General features: G+C 49.5%; 14 protein-coding genes. 2 read left to right on the top strand and 12 right to left on the bottom strand.

The window, feature by feature from the left end:
* Positions 1-13: 13 nt before the first annotated feature.
* Positions 14-3,202 (bottom strand): SusC/RagA family TonB-linked outer membrane protein, encoded by a 3,189-nt coding sequence (locus tag OL444_RS15645; RefSeq protein ID WP_264731862.1) that lies wholly within the window; start codon positions 3,200-3,202, stop codon positions 14-16.
* 367 nt (positions 3,203-3,569) lie between these two features.
* Here OL444_RS15645 and OL444_RS15640 point away from each other — a divergent pair, with 367 nt between their 5' ends.
* Positions 3,570-4,355 carry a DeoR/GlpR family DNA-binding transcription regulator gene (locus OL444_RS15640; protein WP_264731864.1) on the top strand — a complete coding sequence of 262 codons (786 nt, stop codon included), beginning with the start codon at positions 3,570-3,572 and terminating at the stop codon, positions 4,353-4,355.
* A gap of 80 nt (positions 4,356-4,435) precedes the next feature.
* Here OL444_RS15640 and OL444_RS15635 read toward each other — a convergent pair whose 3' ends face one another.
* Complete coding sequence (locus OL444_RS15635) at positions 4,436-6,316, bottom strand: M1 family metallopeptidase (RefSeq protein ID WP_264731866.1); 1,881 nt, start codon at positions 6,314-6,316, stop codon at positions 4,436-4,438.
* A 177-nt stretch (positions 6,317-6,493) separates the two neighbouring features.
* Between OL444_RS15635 and OL444_RS15630 the strand changes: the two genes are divergently transcribed.
* Complete coding sequence (locus tag OL444_RS15630) at positions 6,494-6,724, top strand: hypothetical protein (protein ID WP_264731868.1); 231 nt, start codon at positions 6,494-6,496, stop codon at positions 6,722-6,724.
* Positions 6,725-6,788: 64 nt separating this feature from the next.
* Here the strand turns inward: OL444_RS15630 and OL444_RS15625 are convergent, their stop codons facing one another.
* The 10 genes from OL444_RS15625 to OL444_RS15580 form a co-directional block, all read right to left on the bottom strand.
* Positions 6,789-8,189, bottom strand: a complete 1,401-nt coding sequence (locus tag OL444_RS15625; protein WP_264731870.1) for a SusD/RagB family nutrient-binding outer membrane lipoprotein — start codon at positions 8,187-8,189, stop codon at positions 6,789-6,791.
* A 21-nt stretch (positions 8,190-8,210) separates the two neighbouring features.
* The gene (locus OL444_RS15620; RefSeq protein WP_264731872.1) at positions 8,211-11,270 is read right to left on the bottom strand and encodes a SusC/RagA family TonB-linked outer membrane protein; all 3,060 of its coding nucleotides are present in this window, start codon (positions 11,268-11,270) and stop codon (positions 8,211-8,213) included.
* Between the two features lie 399 nt (positions 11,271-11,669).
* Entirely contained in the window at positions 11,670-13,451 is a 1,782-nt protein-coding gene (locus OL444_RS15615; protein ID WP_264731874.1) for a family 43 glycosylhydrolase, read from the bottom strand.
* Between the two features lie 10 nt (positions 13,452-13,461).
* Positions 13,462-14,790: a glucoamylase family protein gene (locus OL444_RS15610; RefSeq protein ID WP_264731876.1), complete on the bottom strand. Its 1,329-nt coding sequence runs from the start codon at positions 14,788-14,790 to the stop codon at positions 13,462-13,464.
* 18 nt (positions 14,791-14,808) lie between these two features.
* Positions 14,809-16,485: a glucoamylase family protein gene (locus OL444_RS15605; protein ID WP_264731877.1), complete on the bottom strand. Its 1,677-nt coding sequence runs from the start codon at positions 16,483-16,485 to the stop codon at positions 14,809-14,811.
* Between the two features lie 17 nt (positions 16,486-16,502).
* On the bottom strand, positions 16,503-17,342 hold the full coding sequence (locus OL444_RS15600) for a LamG domain-containing protein (RefSeq protein WP_264731878.1): 840 nt from the start codon (positions 17,340-17,342) through the stop codon (positions 16,503-16,505).
* 16 nt (positions 17,343-17,358) lie between these two features.
* Entirely contained in the window at positions 17,359-18,840 is a 1,482-nt protein-coding gene (locus tag OL444_RS15595; protein ID WP_264731879.1) for a RagB/SusD family nutrient uptake outer membrane protein, read from the bottom strand.
* A gap of 14 nt (positions 18,841-18,854) precedes the next feature.
* Positions 18,855-22,097 carry a TonB-dependent receptor gene (locus tag OL444_RS15590; protein ID WP_264731880.1) on the bottom strand — a complete coding sequence of 1,081 codons (3,243 nt, stop codon included), beginning with the start codon at positions 22,095-22,097 and terminating at the stop codon, positions 18,855-18,857.
* Positions 22,098-22,322: 225 nt separating this feature from the next.
* Positions 22,323-23,399, bottom strand: a complete 1,077-nt coding sequence (locus tag OL444_RS15585) for a FecR family protein (RefSeq protein ID WP_264752024.1) — start codon at positions 23,397-23,399, stop codon at positions 22,323-22,325.
* Positions 23,400-23,486: 87 nt separating this feature from the next.
* Entirely contained in the window at positions 23,487-24,056 is a 570-nt protein-coding gene (locus tag OL444_RS15580) for an RNA polymerase sigma-70 factor (protein WP_264731883.1), read from the bottom strand.
* Positions 24,057-24,100: the final 44 nt, after the last annotated feature.

Genomic DNA, 24,100 nt, shown 5'->3' with positions numbered 1-24,100 from the left:
TTAAAAAAATGAACTAAAGTTTTACCATCAGGTTAACACCATAACTCCGGGTACGTGGTACGCCAAACATTTCAAAACCCTGTGCATTTGAATTGCTGAAAGTAGATTCCGGATCGATGTTCGGAGCGTTCTTATACAGGATCAGCAGATTTCTGGCTACCAGTGATACGGACATCGCCTGCAGTTTGGTGAAGGCAAAGGCTTTCACAGGTAGGTTGTACGTCAGTACTACCTGTCTCAGTTTAATGAAGCTCGCATCGTATACAAATTTCTCAGAGAGATTTTTGTAGTTGTCATAGTAGCCCTGCAGGTCTTTACCATAGGTAAAGGTTCTGGAGAATGGTTTTCCGTCTGTATCCACACCATTTACTGTGAGGCCATCTTCCCTGCCTGGCAACGTGATCTTAGACAAACCGAAACGGGTCGCATACAGGTTGGTAGCAGAATATACATGTCCGCCGAACTTACCATCTATCAGGAAGCTCAGGTTGAATTGTTTGTAACGGAAATTGTTGGTGATACCGGCAGAGAAAGGAGATACACCTGTTCCCAGATCGGTGAGTTCTGATTTTACTTCGTAGCCGGTGGCTTTATCGTAGATGGTATTACCCGCTGCATCTTTCTTCACTTTAAAACCTTTGATGGTGCTGTAGGGTTTACCTTTCTCCGCATAGATATAGGCGTAGCTGTTTACGCTCACGTCGAGCTGTAAGCCGCTGATACCTTCTGCCAGGCTCAGTACTTCATTTTTATTGTAGGCCATGTTATAGCTCACATCCCAGGAGAAGTCTTTCTTTTTCACCGGGTTGCCGGTTAACAATACTTCAATCCCTTTGTTGCTCATTTCACCTACGTTGAGCAGTGCGTAGTTATATCCGGAAGCAGGAGAAATCGCTGCCTGCATGATATCGTTGGTGGTTTTACGGCTGTAGAATGTGATGTCTGCAGATAAGCGGTTGTTCAGGAAACGTGCTTCGATACCTGCTTCCAGGGTAGTCGACAGCAACGGTTTCAGGTCCGGATTAGGCGCCTGCAATAAGCCGGAGCCACCGATGCCGGATTGGGAAGGAATCTGCGTAGGTGTTTGCAGGGGTTGTCCCAGGTGACCGCCACCGGATAAAATGGTATAGCTCTGGTACAGGCCATAAGGTTGCGGTGTAGCGCCACCTACCTGTGCCCAGGAAGTTCTTACTTTGGCAAAGTTGATAAAGTCCGGCATTTTCACCGCTTCTGATAACAGGAAGCTGGCGCCTACAGACGGATAGAAGATGTTGTTGTTTTTCGGAGCCAGTGTAGAGAACCAGTCGTTACGGCCGGTAACAGTCAGGTACAACATGTCTTTGAAAGACAGATCCACGGAACCAAACAGAGAGTTGGTAGCCTGACGCAGGTTTACATTGGTCGTACTTAAACTTACCACATTGGAAGGATCATAAAATCCTGGTGCAAAAAAGTCGGTACCGTTCAGGTTCACCGCATCGGAGATCGACTTCCGCTGGTTACCACCCGCCATCGCAGTGATACCCAGGTCGCGGGTTAATTTACCCTGATAGTTCACGGTTAACTCACCGTTGGTTTCTGTGCTGGCAGTGCTGTACTGCTGATAAAATCCTTTCGGCGCATAGGCGGTACCGGTAGGTACAATACCTGTATAGTTCAGGTTAATGTAATCGTGGTTCACCCGGCCGCGTACAAACAGGTTGGGCAGCAGGTTGTATTTCACACTGAGGTTACCGATAAAGCGTTTACGATCGTCGTTATTCCGGAATTTGTTGATCACAAAAAACGGGTTGCTCGCAAAGCCGGAAGGGTTCCAGTTAATTTCCTTGCCATCAGCATCATAACCTGGATCCAGGCTACGGATGTCTATGGAGTTACCCAGCATATAGGTACCCCAGTTTACGTTACCGGGAGCATCAGATACACCACTTCTGTTCTGCGCCTTCTCAATATTATACTGGGCGTAGGCTTCGATGCTCAGGTTTTTAGCCGGATTCACAGCCAGGCTTACTGCCCCGATTTTTTTGTTGAGATGCTGATTGGGTACCAGGCCATGATTGTTCATGTCTGACAGGGATACCCGGTAGGTAGCCATGTCATTACCACCAGATACTGCAACCGTGTTGGTAAAGGTGGTACCGGTGTTATAGAAGTTCTTGATATTTCTTTTCTGTGCCTCATACGGACGGCTTACGCCATCGAACTGGATCACATTGCTGCCATCCATTTTAGCACCCCAGGAAAGGCGGCCGGCGTTGATCGCGTCTGCCTGTGACAGTGGTTTTTGTCCGTTCTGTCCGGAGCCGTATTCGTATTGCCAGTCAGGAATGATAGCGGGAGTTTCCACGGTGAAGGTGGAGTTATAATCTACCCCGATACCTTTTTGTTTCACGCCTTTTTTGGTAGTGATGAGGATAACGCCATTGGAAGCGCGGGCGCCGTACAAAGCGGCAGCAGGGCCGCCTTTCAGTACGGTGAGGCTTTCAATGTCATCCGGGTTGATACCTGCGATACCATCACCCCGGTCGCTGTTCAGACCAATGGCGCCGTTGCCGCTGGCTACGGAGCTTTGGGTGGTGTTGTCGATGGGCATACCGTTTACCACGTACAGCGGCTGGTTATCGCCATTCAGGGAACCGTTACCGCGGATAATAACGCGGCTGGAGCTACCCGGGCCACCGGCAGTACTGGAGGCATTCACACCGGCTACTTTACCGGTAAGACCATCTGCTATATTGATTTCACGAGCCTGGGTAAAGTCGCTGCCTCTTACTTCCGTAACGGCATAGGCCAGTGCTTTTTTCTCTTTTTTAATACCGAGGGCAGTTACCACCAGTTCTCCGAGGGCTTTTGAGCTCACTTCCAATTGAACATTGACGAGCGTCTGGCCTGGATTTACTTTCACTTGTTTCTTTTCAAAGCCCATAAAACTGACCAGCAGTTCTACGTTAGCCTGGTTGGCTGCAGGAATTTTTATGACAAACTTACCTTCCGGATCTGTCATGGCGCCGACGCCTTTGGCAGCGACGAGCGAAACGGAGGCTCCGATAATTTTCTGGCCGTCGGCGGCGCTGGTCACCGTGCCGGAAATTTGCAACGGATTGTTGGCAGTGGTCTGAGCGGAACTTCCCAAAGAAAACAGCAGGCCGGAGAGCGACAGTATTATTTTCAGGAAGCCAGCCACGTGTTTGCTAGTTTTCATCACAGTGGTTTGGTTGATTGAATAGTTCAATAATTATTAGTGGAACACGATCTAAAAGTAGGCATTTCATTTACAATTGCAAATTTTTTGCAGTAAAAAATTGCAAATAGTGCGTATTTTTTCTCCAAAGGGGCTATCAGTCAGTATCAATGGGTTGATAAATAAGAATTTATACTTTTAAGCAGCTATTTAAATTATCGCAAAAAAATTATTTATATTGCTAAAAGTGCAAAATTGTAACCGAAAACCTATTTTTGCCCGGTTAACATTAACCCACTGTCACCCGGGAATGTGTCAGTAGCTCGATAGCTTTTTTGCATATTCTCCAATTTTTACCTAACATCACTATATAGAATCTACAGACGCTATGGACAGCACGAATACGCAAGATCAGGTGCCCCCGGTTTCCCTGACTAAAAAAGCCAGAAAAGAGCTTATCATCAAACAGGTAAATATCCATACCCGTATCACCTACAGCGAACTGGTAAACCTGATCAATGTGTCGGAAGACACCATCCGCCGGGATGTCAATGAATTAGCAGAGGAAGGAAAAGTGGTGAAGATAAAAGGTGGCGCGATGTCCATTGCCTATCATTACGGCCATGAATCAGAAACCTATGCCCAGAACAACAAACTGGTGATTGCAGAAAAAACCCTGCAACTGCTCCGCGACGATATGATCGTACTGATCGGCGGCGGTACGACCATCCGGGAATTCATCAAAAAAATACCCGCTACCCTACGCGCCACCTTCATCACAGTCAACGTACTATCGGCCGTGGAACTGCTGGACAAGCCCATGATCAAAACCATCGTGATCGGCGGACAAATATCCGCCTACAGCCAGATGACTGTAAGCGGCGAAGTATTCGAATACCTGTCCAACATCAAGGCAGACCTGTGTATCATCGGTACCAACGCCATCGATCCGGTACACGGCCTCACTGATGCCGACTGGGAAACCATCCAGGTGAAAAAAGCCATGATCAAGGCGGCAGACCAGGTAGCCATCCTCGCCATCTCCGAGAAACTGAATTCTTCCATGAAAATGAAAATTGCAGACCTCCAGGATATCCAGTACCTCATCACCGAATTACCGGCAGATCATGCAGCGTTACAGCCTTATAAAGCCCAGAACCTGACGATCCTGTAACTACACTACGCGCAAAAAAAGCAGGGCAGCTATCCATGCGATAACTGCCCTGCGGAACTATTTATATAAACAGATAACGACTACCCCTTCTTCCACTCATTATCTGCTGCGGTAGCATCCATAAACAAATTGCCATCCAGCTTCACCGTGGCCACCGGCTTGGTAGCCGGCACCGTTACTGTGGCCTGACGGGCCTGCGTTTTCCAGATCACCGGCGTATAGTGCGTTTTGGTACTGGTACCATCCGTATACGTCACCACCACATCAAAAGGAATCGCAAAACCACCGTTGTTATTGATTTTAACCGTTGCCTTGTTATCTTTCTGCTGCACCCCGGCAATAGCCAGATCTATATAGTTATTGGTGAAAAACCAGTTCTGCCAGTACCAGTCCAGGTTTTGTCCGGCCGTGGCATTAAAGGAGTTAAAGAAATCCCACGGAATAGGATGTTTACCATGCCAGGTATCCATGTAAGTATGCAAACAAGCCTTGAACCGGGCATCGCCCAGCAGGTCTTTCAGCCCCAGATACGCCAGCGAAGCCTTTCCGTAGGAGTTGCTGCCATAGCCCATTCCACTCACCTGATTAGACAGGGAAATAATGGGCTGGTCTTCCTCCGTGGAAGGATCAGCGATATACCTGTGTACCCGGAACTTCCGGTAAAACTCATCGGCATGTGCCTGCCCCTTTTCTGCAATATTGATCAGGTATTCAAAGGTGGTCGCCCAGCCTTCATCCATAAAGGCATAGCGGCTTTCATTGATGCCCATATAAAAAGGGAAATACGTATGTACCATCTCATGATCCTGCAACAGCTGCGCAAAATCCAGGTTATCTCCCACAGAACCATCATTCACCATCATCGGATACTCCATATCTGCCTCACCCTGAAAAGCGGTCATGACAGGGTAAGGATACGCTACCCCCGGCCAGTGATGCGAAAACCAGTTGAGTGCATATTTACCAAAACCAACGGAATGCTTAAAGTCGGGCGCCGACTCACTATACGCTGCCTGTACGCTGGCACGGCGGCCTGTGCTGCTATCTGTTACCGCGCTGGCAGCATCCCATACATAATGGTTGCTAAGTCCCAGTGCTACATCCGGTACATTACCGGCGCTGAACCGCCAGGTGTTCCAGGGTTGCTGCCGCGTAACAAGCCCCTGCAGCGTTTCCGCAGGCGAAGCGATGCGCATCACTTCGTCCGAAGTATAGGACTGCTGTAACCGGGTGGCTACTGCCGGCTGCAATACTTCGGACGCATTCTGCAAGGTGCCGGTACCCCATACGACATAGTTGGCGGGTACTTTCACGGCTACTTCATAATCATTGAAATCATTATAGAACTCTACCCGGCCGGTATGCTCTGTTCTGTCCCAGCCATTGTAGTCATCGTAAACGGCTACACGCGGATAATAGTAAGCAAGGAAAAAAGTAGTGCTGTCAATCATCCCTTCCCGCCCGCTTTGTTCAGACATATCGTAGTGCCAGTTGAACACCAGCTGCGCGCTATCGCCGGACAGCAAAGGTTTTGGCAGCTTTACGCCAGTGGAGGTAGCGCTGTTGTTGTTATATTGCAGATCCGTACCATTCACGCTGAAAGCATCTACGGTAACACCGGATGTGAGGTATTTTTTATCTACAAAACCAGACCGCGGCGCCTCATTTTTATGCACGTTGCAAATCAGCTGTATCACCAGGCCACGCAACGTATCCGGACTGTTGTTGATATAGGAAATGGTAGCGGTACCATTGATTCTTCTGGTGGGCGGCTGCGCCGTAATTTCAATCCGGTAGCGGCCTTTGTTCTGCCAGTAACGCTTACCCGGTTTCCCGGATTTGTCTCTCGTATTATTTACATACGCCTGCTTAATGTGGCGCGGCGTATACAATTCCTGCGCCTGCGTCACGATGGCCAGTCCCAACAGACCCGCCAGGCTGTATAACATTTTACTCATCATCTTATAAAAGTGTTGGTTAACCGCAGTAAAAGTAGAAAAAGAATTTAAAACGGGCGGGCGGCACATCCGGCGGATCTTACCGCTCATATAAATAAAACCGGCTTTCTCCCTCCCGAACGGTCTGCTTTGTTCCTCCTGCTGGCCTGATAGTTGTGCCATCTTCCAAAAAACTATCCCATGGGCAAATTTCATATCAAACTGCATCATGACAACGTCACTGTGGAAAGACGTTCCAGTCATTTGTTCTCTGTGCACCTGCCGGAAAAGGTATTACACCTGCAGCTGAAAGAAGATAATGAAGGCGCCAGCCACTGGTTTGAAGAAGGCAAAGATGATGAAACACCCGAAAATGCGGCGATCGGCCTGGTGATAGAAACCTATCTCAACAACGAAAATCCGGCAGAATAGCCCACAGCAAACGGCCGCCCCTTTGGAAAGAGGCGGCCGTCATTTATCATCGTCATTCGGGCATTTATTTCGTATCCCACCATACGCGGTCTGCGGTACTGGCATTCTGTCCGGGTTGCGGATTAGCCAGTATTTCATTAGACGGATAAGGCCACCTTCTCGGAATATAATTCACGTAGGCATTCTGTACCAGCTGTAACTTCGGATAGCCGGTACGACGCCAGTCGTTATACGTTTCGATAGACAGAAAACCAGCCACATACTTTTCATAAATGATCTGTTCCAATGCATTGGCAGCCGTCATCGGCACCCGGGCAGCTATATAGGCTGCTGCAGCCGTGCCATCTACTTTCAATAACGACATATGGGAATTGACCGCAGCGGCAAACACCGGCACGGCAGCTGGTACCCCTTGTTTAATCAGCGTTGCTTCTGCTTTAATGAACAGCGCTTCGCTGTAGGTAGCCAGGAACAAAGGCGAAGCAGCGCCACCGTAGAAGGTATTCAGCTTCGACAATACATTCGGATTGGGAATGGTATTGGCGCCCGGTACCCGGCCGCTATAGCCGCCACTGGCGTCTTTGGTGGCAATCACCGGCAGGCGGGGATCATTATTGTTTTTCAGGAAATCGATGAATGTCTTCGACATCACCACGCCACCGGCACCCGGCAACGTATTCTGATACCAGGGGCTTTCCGCCTGCGCCGTGCCCGGATAAGGCATCACGGCATTGTCTTCATTGCCCACAAAACCTTTGGCCAGTGCCGTCAGCGCACTATCTGCCTGCAAAGCAGCCGTACGGCCCGGCGCCTTGGTCAGGCGCAGATAAAAACGGGCTTTCAGCATATAGATAAACTTCTTCCACTTATCCATATCTCCCTGATAAATATAATCATCTCCACCCGGCGCTATTTTACTGGCAGGCTGCGAAGCAAAATACAATGCACTATCCAGCATCCCCTGCAGGTTAATATATACCGACTCCTGACTGTCGTACTTAGGCCGCATGATAGCAGGCACTTTCAACGCATCAGTGTAGGGTACATTGTTCCAGATATCCGTAGCGATGGCCAGGTTGAAGGCATACAACGTTTTACCGATAGCCGCATATTCATAATGCTTCGCGGCAGTAGCCTGGTTTATCATCTTCTGCAGATTCGCCAGTATATTCGGATAAATGTAAAACGTCCAGGTATTATCTACATCAGAAGATAAGATCCGGTAGGACTCCATATCAGGCGCCGGCTGATTCTGCGACAACTGCTGCATCCAGTAAGCAGCACTGGAACCATTGAAACCACCCACTACCTGCGTACCTATGGTTACCTCCACCGGCGGCAGGATCAGCTTCTCCGATACTTCCAGCGGATTGTTGGGATCATCATTTACATCCAGAAATTTCTTACACCCGCTGCCTAAAGCAAGTGCACTTAATAATATGATAGCAATATTTCTCTTTCTCATGTTGATGCTTTTTTGATGCTGCTAAAACGATGCTTTTAATCCCAGAATAATGCTATGGTTGGCAGGCGCCATGAAGTTGGACAGTCCCTGCCCGTTACCACTGCCATTCAGACTCACTTCCGGATCGGAACCGGTATAGTTCTTATGCAGGATAAAATTGGTACCGGTTACATTTAATACCAGGGATTTAAAGGGCGAATGTTTCAGCATATGACCGAAATTATAGCCCAGTGATACCTGCCGTAGTTTCAGGTAGGAACCATCTTCTACAGATGTTTCATCTGCGGAGCTGAAAATATTCTGGTAATAGCTTTGTGTCAGCACCACTGATTTGGTATTTTCTTTCTGTGTGCTTTCAATCAAACCAGGGAAAACAGTACTGGTACCACGGTTTTCCGTTACTTTAGGCGTGCCGTAGAAATACAGGTAGTGATTATCCAGGTTCAGGATATCGCCGCCGTTTTTGTAGTCCAGCACAAAAGAAAAAGTAAGTCCCTTGTAGGTAAGCGTGTTGGTGATACCGCCCGTCCAGTTGGGGGTTACGTTTCCGATTGGCGCCAGGTCATCGGCGAGTTGCGGATAGCCCTCATCATCCAGCAACAGCTGACCGCCTTCATTGCGTTTGAAATGCGAACCCATAATCACACCATAAGGCTGGTTGGCAAAGGCATAGATACCCGGATTGGTAAATCCTGCAAAGAACAGGCTGTTTAATCCTTCACTCAGCCGCAATACTTCATTTTTGATTTTAGTATAGTTCACGCCTACTTCCCAGGTAAAGTTTTTTGTTTTCACCGGCGTCACATTCAGCACCACTTCTACCCCCCGGTTGCGCATATCGCCGGCATTCAGGCTGGCAGCGGCAAAGCCGGTAGCCCCGGAAATAGGTGTACCCGGTGTTAAGAGGTCGAGACTTTTCTTATCGAAGTAACTGATATCGAGGGAAGCCCGGTTGCGGAAAAATTTGGTTTCCAGACCTATTTCAAACTCCTTCACTTTTTCGTTGCGAAGCGGGAAGGCGTAGGTAGTAGACAGCTGGTAACCATTTTGTCCGTTGAAGGGGAATGTAATATTGCCGATGGAGGTAGGCCGGATAAACGGCGTGGTAAGCGAATAAGGCGGCACATTATCATTACCGACAGCAGAATACGATACGCGGATCTTACCAAAATTAAAAATCGGATTATCCGCCATCTTCAATGGTTCGGTGAAGATAAAACCAGCGCTCACGGAACCGTAGGGATAGAACTGTTTATCTTTCGACAATACGGAGCTACCATCGTAACGGCCGGTCAGGCCCAGGGTAAGCATCTTTTTATACTCAATGGTAGCCTGGCCATAGAAGCCTACTTTCCGGCTCCGGTAGTAATGATAGGTAGAACTTACATTACTGGCATTGGCCACGTTGTATAAACCAGGTACGGATAACCCTACCCCCTGTACGAAATTACTGTTGTTGTAGTTGGTCAGGATGTTGTTACCCAGGATCAGGTCTGTTGTCCAGTCTTTCCCGAAATCTTTTTTAATCTGGATCATCAGGTCATTGTTGAACTGCTGGAACTGATTCTGCCGGGTGTACAGGCGGCCATCTGTAGAAGTAGAACCGATGATACCGATATTTTCGTGGTAGTCGGTATTGTTGACATACATATCCGCGCCTAATCTTTCAATGATGGTGAGCCAGGGCAATGGCGAGTAGCTCAGGTTGATCACCGGCAGGATACGGTTGGTACGATCCCGCAGGCCGGTGTTATCTGCCAGCCAGTAGGGATTGTTACGCGCTGCACGAAACACGCGCTGTGAGCCGTCATCCGCATTGGTACTGGGTTTCGGATTCCAGGAAATCGGCGCGGAATACACCGTCCACAAAGGACTGGCCAGGCTGTTTCCTTCCAGTAACCGGTTGTTGTCTGAAGAGATATAATTGAACTGGGTGGTGAGTTGCAGGTTCTTCAACAGTTTGGTGCCGTATTTGGCAAACAGGGCATGCCGGGAATAATTGGTATTGGGCATGGTACCATCTGTTTTCAGATAGGAATAAGACACCAGGTAGTTGGAATTTTCTGTAAAGCCGCTCACCGTCACGTTGTTATCGGTAGTATGACCGGTTTTAAAAAAGTCTTTTACATTATCGCGTTTCGGTACCGCTACACCTTTTACTTTTAAGGTGTCGATGAGCGGGCCCCAGGAGCCGGAGCCCTGTTCTCCGTTGTTACCATCTACATATTGTCCCTCCGATCCCTGCGCATATTTGTCCTGAAACTTAGGCAGGATCGGATTTTCGAAAGAGTAGCTGGAACTGAAAGCCACCGTAGGCCGGCCGTTTTTGATGCCACCCATCCCGTTTTTAGTGGTAATGATAACAGCGCCACGAGCGGCAGCTGCACCATATAAAGCCGTTGCAGCAGCGCCTTTCAGCACGTTGATACTTTCAATGATATTGGGATCAATGTCACTGGCACGGTTCACGGTACCGCCCCCACTGAGGGAACCGTCCGGATTACCTGCTTCCCCGTTGTCCATGGGAATACCATCTACCACCAGCAATGCCTGGTTTTCACCGGTGAGGGAGCTGTTACCACGGATCACAATCCTGGCAGAACTTCCCGGCATACCGCTGGAGTTGGTGATTTGTACGCCCGCCACTTTTCCGGACAGGGCATTGACCAGGTTATTTTGTTTGGCATCTACGATAGCTGCGCCTTTTACTTCCTGCGTAGCATAGGTAAGGGTGCGTTTATCCCGTTTGATGCCCAGCGCGGTGACTACTAATTCGTTCAGCGCCGTATTGCCCGCTTTCAGCTGTATGTTCATGGCGGAAGTACCATCCGGCGAAACCGTCTGGCTGATATAACCTACAAAAGAAAATTCAAGTGCGGCGCCGGTGGGTAGTTGTAATTTAAAAGAGCCGTCTGGTCCGGCTACGGTGCCTTTACCGGAACCTTTAATCAATATGTTCACTCCCGGCAACGGCGATCCATCCCTGGCATCTGTTACCTTACCGGTGATAGTTCGTGTCTGGGCATACGCATGCATCACACTTATGGCCACGAACAGCCAAAGGAATAATCCTTTCTTCATAAAACTAATTCAGATTTTGTGAGAGAAAACGCTGGCAATAATAAAAATGGCACATCCACCTTTTAATCATGACACGCTGCAGTCGTGTAATGCATTAAAAGCACTATTGATTCCCGATATAAATTGTAAATACCTTAAAAGCAAAGCTGGCAAATGCTTTTCTTAGACGGATTTAGATTTAGATTTTTACTTCGATCAGATTTTTGGTCTTTTGTTGTTTACGCCCTTGTTTCAGTTAGCCAGAACAAATTAAGTAAATTTTTTAAAATTATCTTGATAATTCATCACTTTTTTTTGATTATCAGTCACATTAAAGATTTTACTTATCGAGATATACAGGTCCCCAACTACCTGAAAAGGCAATAGGATCGCGGTAAAACAAGGACGGGGCCATCCTGTTTATTCTGCCTTTATGATCCGGCTTCTGGCCGACACCCCATTTTCATTAATCGCTTCAATGGTAAAATAATACGGACGTTCTTTATCCATCCCTTTAAAATAATATTCATTGCTGCCATGTACCATGATGCAGTTGTAGAGCTGGTCCGGTGCAATACCGGTATAAATGTTATACGCCCAGGCATGGTCTACCGGCGACCATTTCAGCCACGCACTTCGTTTATCCTTCTCCGTACGTAACACCTGGAATCCTGCTACCGTATCCGGTGCTGTACCACCACCCTGTCCAAAAACCCGGAGCCCGCTCACGGCAAATTTTCCGCCGGGCATATGTATATTTTCCAGCTTAATAAAACGCGCTGCTACCGGCGTTTTCAGCGGCACATAGTCGTGTGGCACATCGGTTTTGTTCTTACTTTTATCTGCCAGTATTTTCCAATGACGACCATCTGTTGAATAATACAATTTATACTGATGATAGCTATCCGTTTGTTTACCCATCCATTCCGCATCCTGGTCTGCATAATTTATCTGAACCGCATTTACGGTACTCAGCTGCCCGAGATCTGTTGCGATCCATTCTCCTGCATGCCCGGTTGCCGCGCTCCAGTAGGTTTTAATATTTTCATCTACGGCATAGTTGGGAAGGTACCCACCCAGTGTGGATGACACGGTCACCGGTTTGTTATAGTTCAATAGCATCCAGCCGGTAAATGTTTGCGCCGTTGCCTGAAATGTTGTTGACGTAGGGGCGTTGCCGTTACCCTGCAACAGATAGTGCGGATAATCACCAAATGCCGTGTTGCAGAACATGGTGCCACTGCTGTCGAAACCCATCGGCCATAAACCGATACGCCGTTCAAAACTGTTTTTCACGGCAATCACCAGGGTAGACACATGCCACCAATAACCTTTGTTATCGCGGAAAGTAGCGCCATGTCCGGCTCCCCGGGCAAAGCCACCCGGCTTGTACGCTACCGGGTTATGCGCCTGTGGCACAAAAGGTCCCAGCGGATGATCACTCACCACTACCCCATCTGCATAACCGCTGAACTCTGTACCCGGCGCACCATATTGCAGGTAATAACGGCCGTTGTGTTTGGTCATCCACGCACCTTCTATAAACGGGTCCAGGAAAGTATTATCCAGCAACTCTCCGAAACGCTGCCACCCGTAACGGTCCGGCTCCAGCAGATACAGCTCCCGGCGGGCGCCCAGCGGCTGCCAGGTACGCCGGTTCATCTCCACCCCGTACAACGGATAGCGGTTGCTGCTGCCATTGTACATATACAGCCGGCCATCGTCGTCCGGAAAAAAGGCAGGATCCCAGCCACCAATGGTCAGTGAGTCCACGGCTTCTTTCCATTCGTTGGCTTTCGGGTTGGTACTCATCCACACGGGAAAGTCAGCCGTATAGGTAGACCCGAATACCAGCAGGGTATCGCCCATCACCCATACTGCCGGCGCACATAACTCATCGTATACGTGATGCTGTGGTTTCAGGAACTTGCGGGCAATGAATTGCCAGTGCAGCAAATCGGGGCTCCACCAGTATCCCCACTGATTGGTGGCAAACAGGTAATAATCTCCTTTGTATTGCACGATCACCGGATCAGCGGTAGCGCGGTGCCGGCCCCACTCCGTAAAGCCGGGAATGGGGCAGTAACCGTAATCAATATTTATCGGGTTACAATACGTGTCGCCCGGCGATTGCGCCGCAACAGCATTTGTTACCAACAATAAGTAGCATAACAGCCAAAGTTGCACTATGATCCGTTTCATCGGGTACCATTTATTTTTTTAAATACGGACTCTGAAAACCCAGCTTACCTAATCCGGCCTGGATTTCCGGACATCCCATAAACAGTTTCCACAACAACCCTGTGCGGTAGTTTTCGATCATCACAATCACCGGGCCCTGGTCGATGGCCAGGTGTGAATCTGCATACCATTGCCGGCTTTCATTAAACGCATCTGCAAACCCGTAAGGGCGCCAGATCTTATCACCCAGCTGGTAATAAAAATGTTTCAGCGCCTGCATGGAATAAACCGGCGTATAGGGAAAAGCAGACAACGCTGCCGTAGGCGCAATGGTACCAAAATCATTATCCGGCGCATGTGCATTATAACCATCATAGGTATCGCAGGCGGTCAATCCCCAGCAGTCGGCCCCATAACCTTTGAACTGTTTGGGATTACGGATACAATGTTCCCGGTTAATGAGGGTATGGTGCAGGTTCTGTTCCCAATAATCAGCGTACTGGTCTTTTAAGCCATGCGGGTCCAGTCCCAGGAAAGTATAATGGGTAAAAAACAGCGGGCCGCCGTAGTTCATACCCAGCGGCAGGCGGATATCATAAAAGGTTTGCCCGTTTTTAAACGAGCGGCCACCGGCCCAGCCTTCGTGGTATACTTCCGGTGCAATGGCATACGAAGGAGAAGCAGCGGCCATCACATAAGTAATCAGACATTCATTCCAGCCTTTGATAGCATGGTTCATACTCCAGCCATGGTTGGGACTCCAGTGCCAGTACAACTGATGTTGTCCGCCCTGGGTATACCAGTTCCATTCCGCTTCCCGCCAGATCTGGTTGATGTTATTGCGCAGGGCCGTTTCCCGGGCATCTGCGCCGTTAAAATACTGCCGGACGCTCAGCAGTCCCTGGAACAGAAAGGACGTCTCCACCAGATCTCCCCCATCATCCTTACGGCTGAAAGGAATGGTTTTACCTGTCGTACCATTGAGCCAATGCGGAAAAATACCGTGGTAATGATCCGCATGCCGCAGGAAGTCCACCAGCTTATTCAGCCGCTCCACAGCGGCTTTGCGGGTAATCCATTTTCGCTCCGTCGCTACAATGATAGCCATGACTCCAAAGCCGGTGCCACCGGTGGTCACCACCTCATTCCCATAACCAAAATTATTGTTGCTCCGCTCCCGCGCCATGCCGGAAACCGGATGGCCAAAGTCCCAGAAATACCGGAAGGTTTGTCGTTGTACCCGCTCCAGCAGCTGCTCATCCGTCAGCGACGGCCGTTTGTTTTTGGCGGGTGGCTGTGCTACCGCCATGGTAGTGCATAATAACAACCACGTATATACGTAAACGATATAAATTTTCATTTCCTTTTTTTGATGATATTATACATGCGGACTTTGAAAGCCCAGCCGGTGCAGGCCGGACTTTATCTCCGGACAGCTCATAAACAATTGCCACAACAGGCCGCTGCGGTAGTTCTCCATCATAATCATGGCAGGCCCCTGGTCGATGGCCAGGAAAGAATCGGCAAACCAGGCCTGTTGCAACGAGAAAGCATCCGTAAAGCCATATGTCTTCCAGATGCGGTCGCCCAGTTTGTAATAGAAAAAATGTAAGGCCCGCAACGATGCTGCCGGCGTATAGGGCATAGCCGATAAGGCCGCCGTAGGGGCAATTACGCCTACATCATTTAACGGCGACGACGCCGTATAACCGTTGGGGTTATCGCTGGCTGTCAGGCCCCAGCAATCGCTGCTATAGCCATACATACCTTTGGGATTGGCCACACAATACTGATAGTTGATCTGCGTATGATGTAGGACCTGTGTCTGGTAATCGGCATAGGCATCGGTGAGGCCCATGGGATTGAGACCCAGAAACGAATACTGGGAAAAGAAAAGCGGACCGCCGAAAGCAGGTCCCAGCGGCAACGCCAGCCCATAGTAGCGGCCATTATGCCGAATGTTGCCTTTATCGGCCCAGCCCTCGTCATACACAGCTTTGGTAATCGGATAGGTACGCGACGAAGCCGCCAGCACATAGGTGATCAACGCCTCATTCCAGCCACGCACCGGCAGATTCATCTCCCAGTTGTAATCCGGACTACGATGCCAGTATAATACGTTGGCCCCGTCTTTCTGAAACCGGTTCCACTGCACGCTGTCGCAAAGTGCGTTGATGTCTTTCCGCAACCCGGTTTCCGTAGGGTCGTTACCGTTAAAGTACTGTCGCACCGTCAGCAGGCCCTGTACCAGGAAGGCCGTTTCCACCAGGTCGGCGCCGTTGTCTTTGGCACTGAAAGGAATCACCTGCCCGGTGGTGCCATGCAGCCAGTGCGGGAAGGCGCCCTGGTATTTTACGGCTTTATGCTGCAGGAAACCAACGATCTGCTGCATACGCGCCAGGCCTGCCGCACGGGTAATAAATCCGCGGTGGATGCCTGCCACGAGCACCATCAGCCCGAAGCCGCTGCCTCCTGTTGTCACGGTTTCACCGGAAGTATTTCTTTCCCGTGCCAATCCACTAACGGGATGGGCAAAGTCCCAGAAGTATTGAAAGGTGCGTTGCTGCACCAAGGTGAGCAACGCATCATCTGAAAGCCGTGGAAATTTATCGGTGGAATCTATCTGTGTGGTCAGCTGCAACGTGATGCCAGACAAGAGCGGTTCCTTTTTTACCGACTGCAGCGCCGTAGATATGCTTACCTGGTAACGTGTTATATACGCCAATGGCGACACCGGCTGCAGTACCACCGTACTGTCGCCATTTTCATACGTCACCGAAAACGGTATAGCCGTACCCGTGCGACTGCTAAAGGCACACGCAGCCGGTACGGTTGACCGGTCGGCTTTTCCGGAGAAACGGAAACGTATCACAGGCCGCACACCCGCTCCTTCATACACAAAACCACGCGGCGCCCCGTCTACCGTGAGGGCGGTATAGCTGAAAGTAGCGGCTGGCAACGGCGGCGGCGTGGCTGTATCCTTTCCTTTGCCGCAACCAGCCAGGATGGCTACTCCCAGCAACAGCCGCGTAATCATCGGATATCCGGTTTTCATCTGCCTGATTTTATGTGTTATTTACCTCTCCCCTCCAGCTTTACCAGGGCATTGATTTCTTTCTCCGTCAATGCGCGGTTATACATCCTTACTTCATCCAGCGTACCGGTCAGGTAACTGGCCCAGGACTGTGCATCGCCGCCAGTAGTGAGACTGGGATTCGTTTGAAACTGCATCGTACCCAATACCATACGGGTGGCGTTCTTAAAGGTCACAGGACCATAACCGCTGATGGCCTGGGTGGCAATCGCCACACCGTTGACATACACCCTGAAGGTATCTGCACCATTGTAGGTAAGCCCCAGGTGCGTCCAGTTATCCCAAACATTCCGCAGGTAATAGACGCCCAGCCACGCATCTTTGGTATCATTGGTCACATGCATTTTCAGCACGGCGGTATCTTTACTGCCGCCGTTCTCAAAAAATATTTCCAGGTTACCCCAGAAGTTCTTATTGTTATTCAACGCCAGCAAACCCACCACACCCTTTGTATTCTGCGGGCTGTTTATCCATAACATCGCACTAAAGCTTTGCAGCTGTACCAGCGGATTACCGGGCGTTATCAACGCGTAGGACTTATCGGCTCCACGCAGCCCCTGCCCTTTTATACCGGCCGAAAAACCAGTCCCGCTACCCACACCGGTGGTTTTGGAAACATCGTCTGTCAGGTTGCCTTCAAATGCCCAGTGTGCCACCAGGTTGCCGGCGGCTATCTGATTCGTTTGTGTAAAGCCGCCTATTTCCACGGGGGGCGCGTAGGAAGACGGATCAAATTTTTTGTAGCAGGCAGTCAGCAGCACACTGATCATCATCAAGGTGGTCAGACAGATCCCGCTGGTATGATATCGTTTTTGCATGATCATGTTTTTTGAATTAGTAACCTTTGTTTTGGGTAAGTGTACCGGCGCTGATGTCGATTTCATTCTGCGGCACCGGCCACAGTTCATTTTTGCCGGCGACAAAGCCGCTAGGCCCAAACAGTGTCGCTGCGCGGCCCTGGCGGATCACATCAAAATAGCGGTCAGACTCCATGGCCAGTTCCACCCGGCGCTCCTGCCAGATAGCCAGGCGCAGCTGTGCCTGATCCGTGGTGGTTACATCCGGCAGAATAGCCGGATTACCGCCGCGCGCCCGTGCCCGCACCGCATTCAGCGATTTCAGCGCCAGCGTGGCATTTCCCAGTTCGTTGGCTGCTTCCGCCTGCATCAGCAACACTTCCGCATAACGGATCACGCGTACATTCTGGTCGGCCCCTTCATTATAGCCGGTTACATACAGCCGGAAGGGTACATAGGATTTCTGGTTATACATCGGATTATCGCCGAGCGGCGGAATGATATCGCCATCCGGTGTAGTTTCTCCCCGGAAAATAATGGTGGCATCGCGGCGCGGATCATTGGGTTCATAGGCCTTCACCAGCTGCTCCGTAGGCACATTAAAACCCCATCCGCCACCTACAGAGGCCCGCACGCCCTGTATCTGAGAGTATTGCGAATTGGAAGCATCTTTATTACCCGGTATAAACTGACATTGAATTTCAAAAACAGATTCCGGCGCATTTTCATTACGGATGCGAAACAGTTGCTCATAGTTGGGAAACAGGGAATAACCCAGCGTAGTGACTTCATTCGTATAGCCCAATACGTTAGCCCACTTTTTCTGGTACATGGCTACCTTCGCATGCAGCGACAACGCCGCTCCTTTCGTAGCCCGGCCCAGATCTGCGGGGCCATAGGCTGGTGGCAATACCGCTGCAGCTTCCGTCAGGTCCTTCTCTATGGCTGCCCATACCTCCGCTTTATCTGTACGCGGCAGGTTGTATTCGCTGGCATCTTTCGGCACACGCAGGCGTAACGGCACATCGCCATAGGCGCGTACCAGCCGGAAATAGGCATAGGCCCGGATAAACTTAGCCTCTGCCAGGTAACGGTTTTTCAGGTTTTCATCCATACTGATCTGCGGCACATTATCCAATACCTGGTTACAGAAATTGATCTGCTGGTACTGCCCTTTCCAGAAGTCCATCACCTGCCCGTCGGTAGCACCTACCGTGAAGTCGTCGAATTTGGTGAGGTAGCTCGCATCACCCGGACTACTCCCTTTTTCGGTATCGTCAGATCCCAGGCTTTCTACGGCTACCGCCGCAAAACCCACCTGCCGCCATTCGTGCAGATTGGCATACATGGCGTTCACCGCTTTGGCAGCATCGCCGGCATTTTTCCAGAATTCTTCACCGGGTTGTTTACCCTGGGGAGGCGTATCCAGGAAGCTTTTACCGCAACCGGACATCAGGAGGAAAGCAGCAGGTAATCCCCATCTCACTGCTTTTTGTATATAGGAAGTAGCTTGTTTCATAAATGAGTGTTTAATCAGAAGGTTACATTCACGCCAAAATTGTAAGTAGCATACAGCGGATAGAAATTATTGTCGATGCCCGCATTGGTAGGCTTTCCGCCTACTTCCGGAGAAAATCCGCGATACCGGAAGAAATTAAAGGCATTCTGTGCATTGACGTATACCCGCAGGTTTTTCATGCGCCACCGGCTGGTAACAGCAGCCGGCAGGTTGTAACCTAACTGCATATTTCTGATCCTGAAATAACTGCCGCTTTCCACGAAAAAGGAATTGGGCAGGTAGTTGTCGCGGCCGCCCAGGTTGGCAGAAGGATACGTATTGGAAGTACCTTCCCCATGCCAGCGGTTATCATAAAATGCTTTGGTGAAATTTTCATTTCCATACCGGATCACCGGGTTGGCATTGTAGATATCAATACCGGCTACACCTTGAAAATCGAGGGTCAGGTCAAACTGTTTATAGGCAAAGAAGGTATTGATGCCGTAATTGTATTTAGGATTGGGATTGCCCATCGGTACCCGGTCGTTGCCGTCAATCCGGCCATCTGCTTTTACGTCGCGGTATTTGAAATCGCCCGCTTTGGCATTGGGCTGCGCAGAAGCCGCCGCTTCTGCATTTGTCTGGAAGATGCCATCTACAATATAGCCGAAGAACTGACCAATAGGTTGCCCGACGATGGTGCGGGTAGCCAGCGCACCGCCGGTAGCGGCATCGCCGCCGGCATAGATCGGATTGTTACCGGAGATAACAGACAACACTTTGTTATCGTTGATGCCTATATTACCACTGATGGAATAGGTAAAGTCCTTCCGCGTTTCTTTCCACGTTACAGCTAATTCCACACCCTGGTTCCGGATATTGGCCTGGTTGGCAATGAGCAGGCCACTGTTGGTACCCACTGATGCCGGAATAGGTACATCAAACACAGCCCGGTCTGTTGTTTTGCTGTAGAAGCCCGCTTCTACCATCAACCGGTTTTTCAGCAAGGTAGCTTCCAGTCCGATGTCTGTACCCACACCTCTTTCCCAGTAGGTAGTGGGCGGCACTACCGTATTGATGCTGGCGCCGGTATAGATACCACCGCCGAAAATAGCCGTCAGATAAGGGTCCTGGGCCACCTTTAACACCGATACGCCGGACTTGATGGAGGCATTCCCTATTTTACCCCAGCTGCCGCGCAATTTCAGGTTATCGAAAACGTGCTGTCCTTGCATGAAAGCTTCTTCACTGATCACCCAGCCCACACCTATTGAAGGGAAGTATCCCCAGCGGTTTTCGTCATAATATTTGGAAGAACCGTCTGCACGTAGCGACGCTGTAAGCAGGTATTTGTTTTTATAAGCGTAATTGATACGGCCAAAGTAGGAAGATACGGTAGACAGATCTCCTTCATCCTTTACCAGGCGACCGTCGAGATTACCCAATACCAGGTATTTATCGCCGTCGCTGCTGTTGGGTACATTGGAAGCGGAGCCGGTGAGTTTATAAAATTTATACCGCTGCGCGCCTTGTCCGATCAGGGCTTTGATGCTGTGGTCTCCGAATTTGTTATCATAGGTCAGGGTATTCTCTACGATCCAGTTCCGGTTATCTGAATTTTCCAATGTCAGCAGGCTGGTGGTATTGCGTTGCTTGAGTGTGGCAGCATATACCGGTATATACGATTTCATTTCATCGCGGCTGAATTGTCCGCCGGCGCTGGTATGAAAAACAAAGTGTTTCGCGATGCGCAGGTCTGCATATATGCTGCCTGTTACCAGGTATTTCCGCATTTGCTGATCATAGAAATCCAACGTGGCCTGCGGATTAAAACTAGCGCCATCTCCCAGGTTATAATCGTTCGGATCACCATAGGTACCATCTGCATAATATACCGGAACAACAGGCGCCGCGGCAAACAGCTGGTGATGGATATAATCCGGTATATCATGAGACGTACTGGCCGCCGCCGTAATGGTATAACCTATCTTCAACGGTTCAAATACCTGGAAGTCGTTTTGCAGCCGCGCCGTATACCTGCTATAGGCATTGGTTTGTACAATCCCATCCTGTTTCAGATAACCCAGTGAAAAATTATAGGTTGTCTTTTCTGATCCGCCGCTCACAGATAGCTGGTGGTTGGTGATCAGGGCATTCCGCAGGATCTGGTGATGCCAGTCTGTTCCTTTGCCATAGGCAGCAGGATTCAGCAAAGCCGGTTTACCATTCTGCGCACTCAGTTCATTCACCAGCGTAGCGTACTCATTGGCATTCGCCATCTTCACTTCGTTGGTCACTTTCTGATAGCCTACAAATCCATTGTAGCTGACAACGGCTTTACCTGGCCGCCCTTTTTTGGTCGTAATCAATACTACGCCATTGGCTGCACGAATACCATAGATGGCTTCACTGGAAGCATCTTTCAGGATACTCATGTTGTCGATATCTGCCGGATTCAGGAAACTGATATCTTCAAACCAAACTCCATCTACCACATACAACGGCGTAGCGCTGCCATAGACGGTACCCAGGCCGCGGATCTTGATTTCAGGCGCCGTACCGGGCTTGCCGTTATTGATGATCTGTACACCTGCTACCTTTCCCTGCAGGGCGCTGACCGGGTTAACGGCCGCCTGTTTCGCAATTTCTTCTCCTTTCACCTGGGCAATCACACCGGTGACATCCAGTTTACGTTGTACGCCGTAACCTACTACCACTACCTGTTCCATCTGGCTCACTGCTTCTTCCAGGCTGATGTTTACCACAGCGCGACTGCCAACCGCCACCTCCTGCCGGGTGTATCCGATGAAAGAGACCACCAGCATTGCGTTTTCAGGCACCGTTATCGTATAGGAACCATCTGTATTGGTAACAGTACCATGGGCAGTACCTTTAATGGTAATGGTTACACCGGGCAGGGGTTCTCCTCTTTTACTGGTTACCTTTCCCGTAATTTTTATATCCTGCAAAGCAGCTGTACGCAACAGGATAACGACCAGGTTATTTTCAATGACTTTGTAAGTCAGCTCCGTTCCGGAGAGCAGGTTACGCATAAATGCATCGATATCCGCATCGGTCACCGCTACGTTTACCTTCTTCCGGATATCTTTTAAAGCATTATTATACAGAAACCGGTAGTGGCCTTGTCTTTCAAGACTACTCAGTACATGTGTGATTTCAGTTTCCTTAAAGCGAAGGGTAATGGCACTTTGCCCGTGTACCCTGGCAGATACGTGCATAGCACCTACCAGTAGGAATAACATAGTGAACTTCATCATCAATAGGGCTTTTTTGATGGCATGGGGTATTCGCTCCCTAATAGTTAGCGATTTTTGCATAATTTTAAATCTGGAAGGTTATAGAATGGAAGCCCGGTGTATTTTCTCACGACACGTCCGGTATTCCTGTTAAGCTTCTGCGGGAGATGTTAGCGCATTTCCCGTTTTTTATGTCTTCTCTGTTATCAGGAACTATTATACTGATGACGTTTCATAACGGCGGAATTATTGGTTGATAATAATTTGTGTCCCCTCTATTGTATAGTCAAAAGCAGCAATCAGCTGCAGCGCATTCAGGGCCTGTTGTACCGTTTCTTTTTCAAAGATGCCGGTGAACTGCAACGCCGCTGTGGCAGGGTCTTCGAAACGTATGGTCACGCCATACCGGCGCTCCATCCGTTTGGCCAGCGCAGCAAAGGATTCTTCCCGGAAAACAAGTTTATTTTCCATCCAGGAAGTTTCCACAATTGCATCAGCGTTGTTATTATAATGTGACAGGGTTTGTATGAACAGGGCCGGTGTGCTGGTATCTTCAGCCGGCAGCGAGGCCTCCGGGTTATTACGGATCAGGACTTTCTCATGGGGTTTCAGCCGGATAGCTTCCCGGGGCCGGTCTTTCAGGGAGGCTTCAATACTTCCCTGTATCAGGGTAGCTTCTGTTGTTGGCTCATTGGGATAGGCTTTTACATTGAACTGCGTCCCTAATACCTTTACATCCATTTTAGCGGTATGAATGATAAACGGCTGCTCCGCATTTTTTGTCACGTCAAAAAAGGCTTCTCCTATCAGCGTTACTTCCCGGTTTACCTGGCCAAAGGCGTGGCCATAGGTGAGCTTACTGCCCGCATTCAGCCATACGCGTGTACCATCCGGCAGTTGCAGCTGGGTTCTGGTACCATTGCGGGTAGCCACTTCGTACGTATCGCTACGCTCCGCGGGGCCTCTTCCGGCAATCATCCACCAGCAGGCAGCCATGACCATACCTGCTATGGTAGCCGCGATCATATACCGGCGATAGGTGGGTATCCTCACAGCAGGCGTAGCTTCCGCGACCTCTGCTGCCGGTAGCCCAATAGGAATACCTTGTTGCTGCATCCGCAGAATATGCTTTTCATGTGCTGTCTCCGCTATGGATTTTGCTGCCGGGTCTACTGATTTTTTCCAGTATGCTGCAAGCACGGTTGCCGGGAAATGCAGGTCGGGATTGGCACGCAGCAATTGCTCCAGCTCCTGTAGTTCCGCTACAGCAGCCTCGCCAGCCAGCTTTTTTGCCATTAGTTCCCAAATACGGTGCTCGTTCATAACGTGAATATGGAGGGTCCTCTATCACTAAGACCCGATTTTCCCGGCTATCTACTAAAAGAAAATAAAAAAAATGCTGGTGGGTCTTCAGCGGGGTGTTTTCCGGAACGTCACTTTTATGGTATTGGCTATTTTAGTGAGCGCAATGGCTAACTGATTATCAATGGTTTTAACCGATACATTCAGTATCTCGGCAATTTCCTTATACTTCAATCCATCTTCCCGGACCAGTTTAAAAATAGCTTTACAACGCGGCGGCAGTCCGTTGATAGCCGCTTCAATACGTTGCAGCATTTCAGCCGTTACCATCAGCTGCTCCGGATTGTGGTACTGACTTTCCGGCTCCACCAGTAAATCGTCGATGGTAACAGCGGCTTGTTTTTGTTGCTTCAACAGGTATTTCAGCGACCTGTTTTTGGTAGCTACATACAAGTAAACTTTCAGCCGCTGAATTGCTTCCAGTTGCCGGCGTTTTTCCCAGATATTGATAAATACATCTGAGACAATCTCTTCTGCTGTTTCGTGGGAACGTACAAAGGAAAAAGCGAATTGTAACAAGGGTTTGTAAAACACCACAAACAACTCCCTGTAGGCGATCTCATCGTCCTCTAAAGCAATGCGGCGCTGCCATTCTCTTATCTGATCGGCGTGGAACATAACGCTTACCAAGATAAGTTAAAAATCAATACTGATAAAGAAAT

Origin of the sequence: Chitinophaga nivalis, assembly GCF_025989125.1 — a bacterium.
Classification (GTDB): domain Bacteria; phylum Bacteroidota; class Bacteroidia; order Chitinophagales; family Chitinophagaceae; genus Chitinophaga; species Chitinophaga nivalis.
Note: the sequence above shows the minus strand (reverse complement) of the source record. Positions and strands in the feature narration are given on the sequence as shown.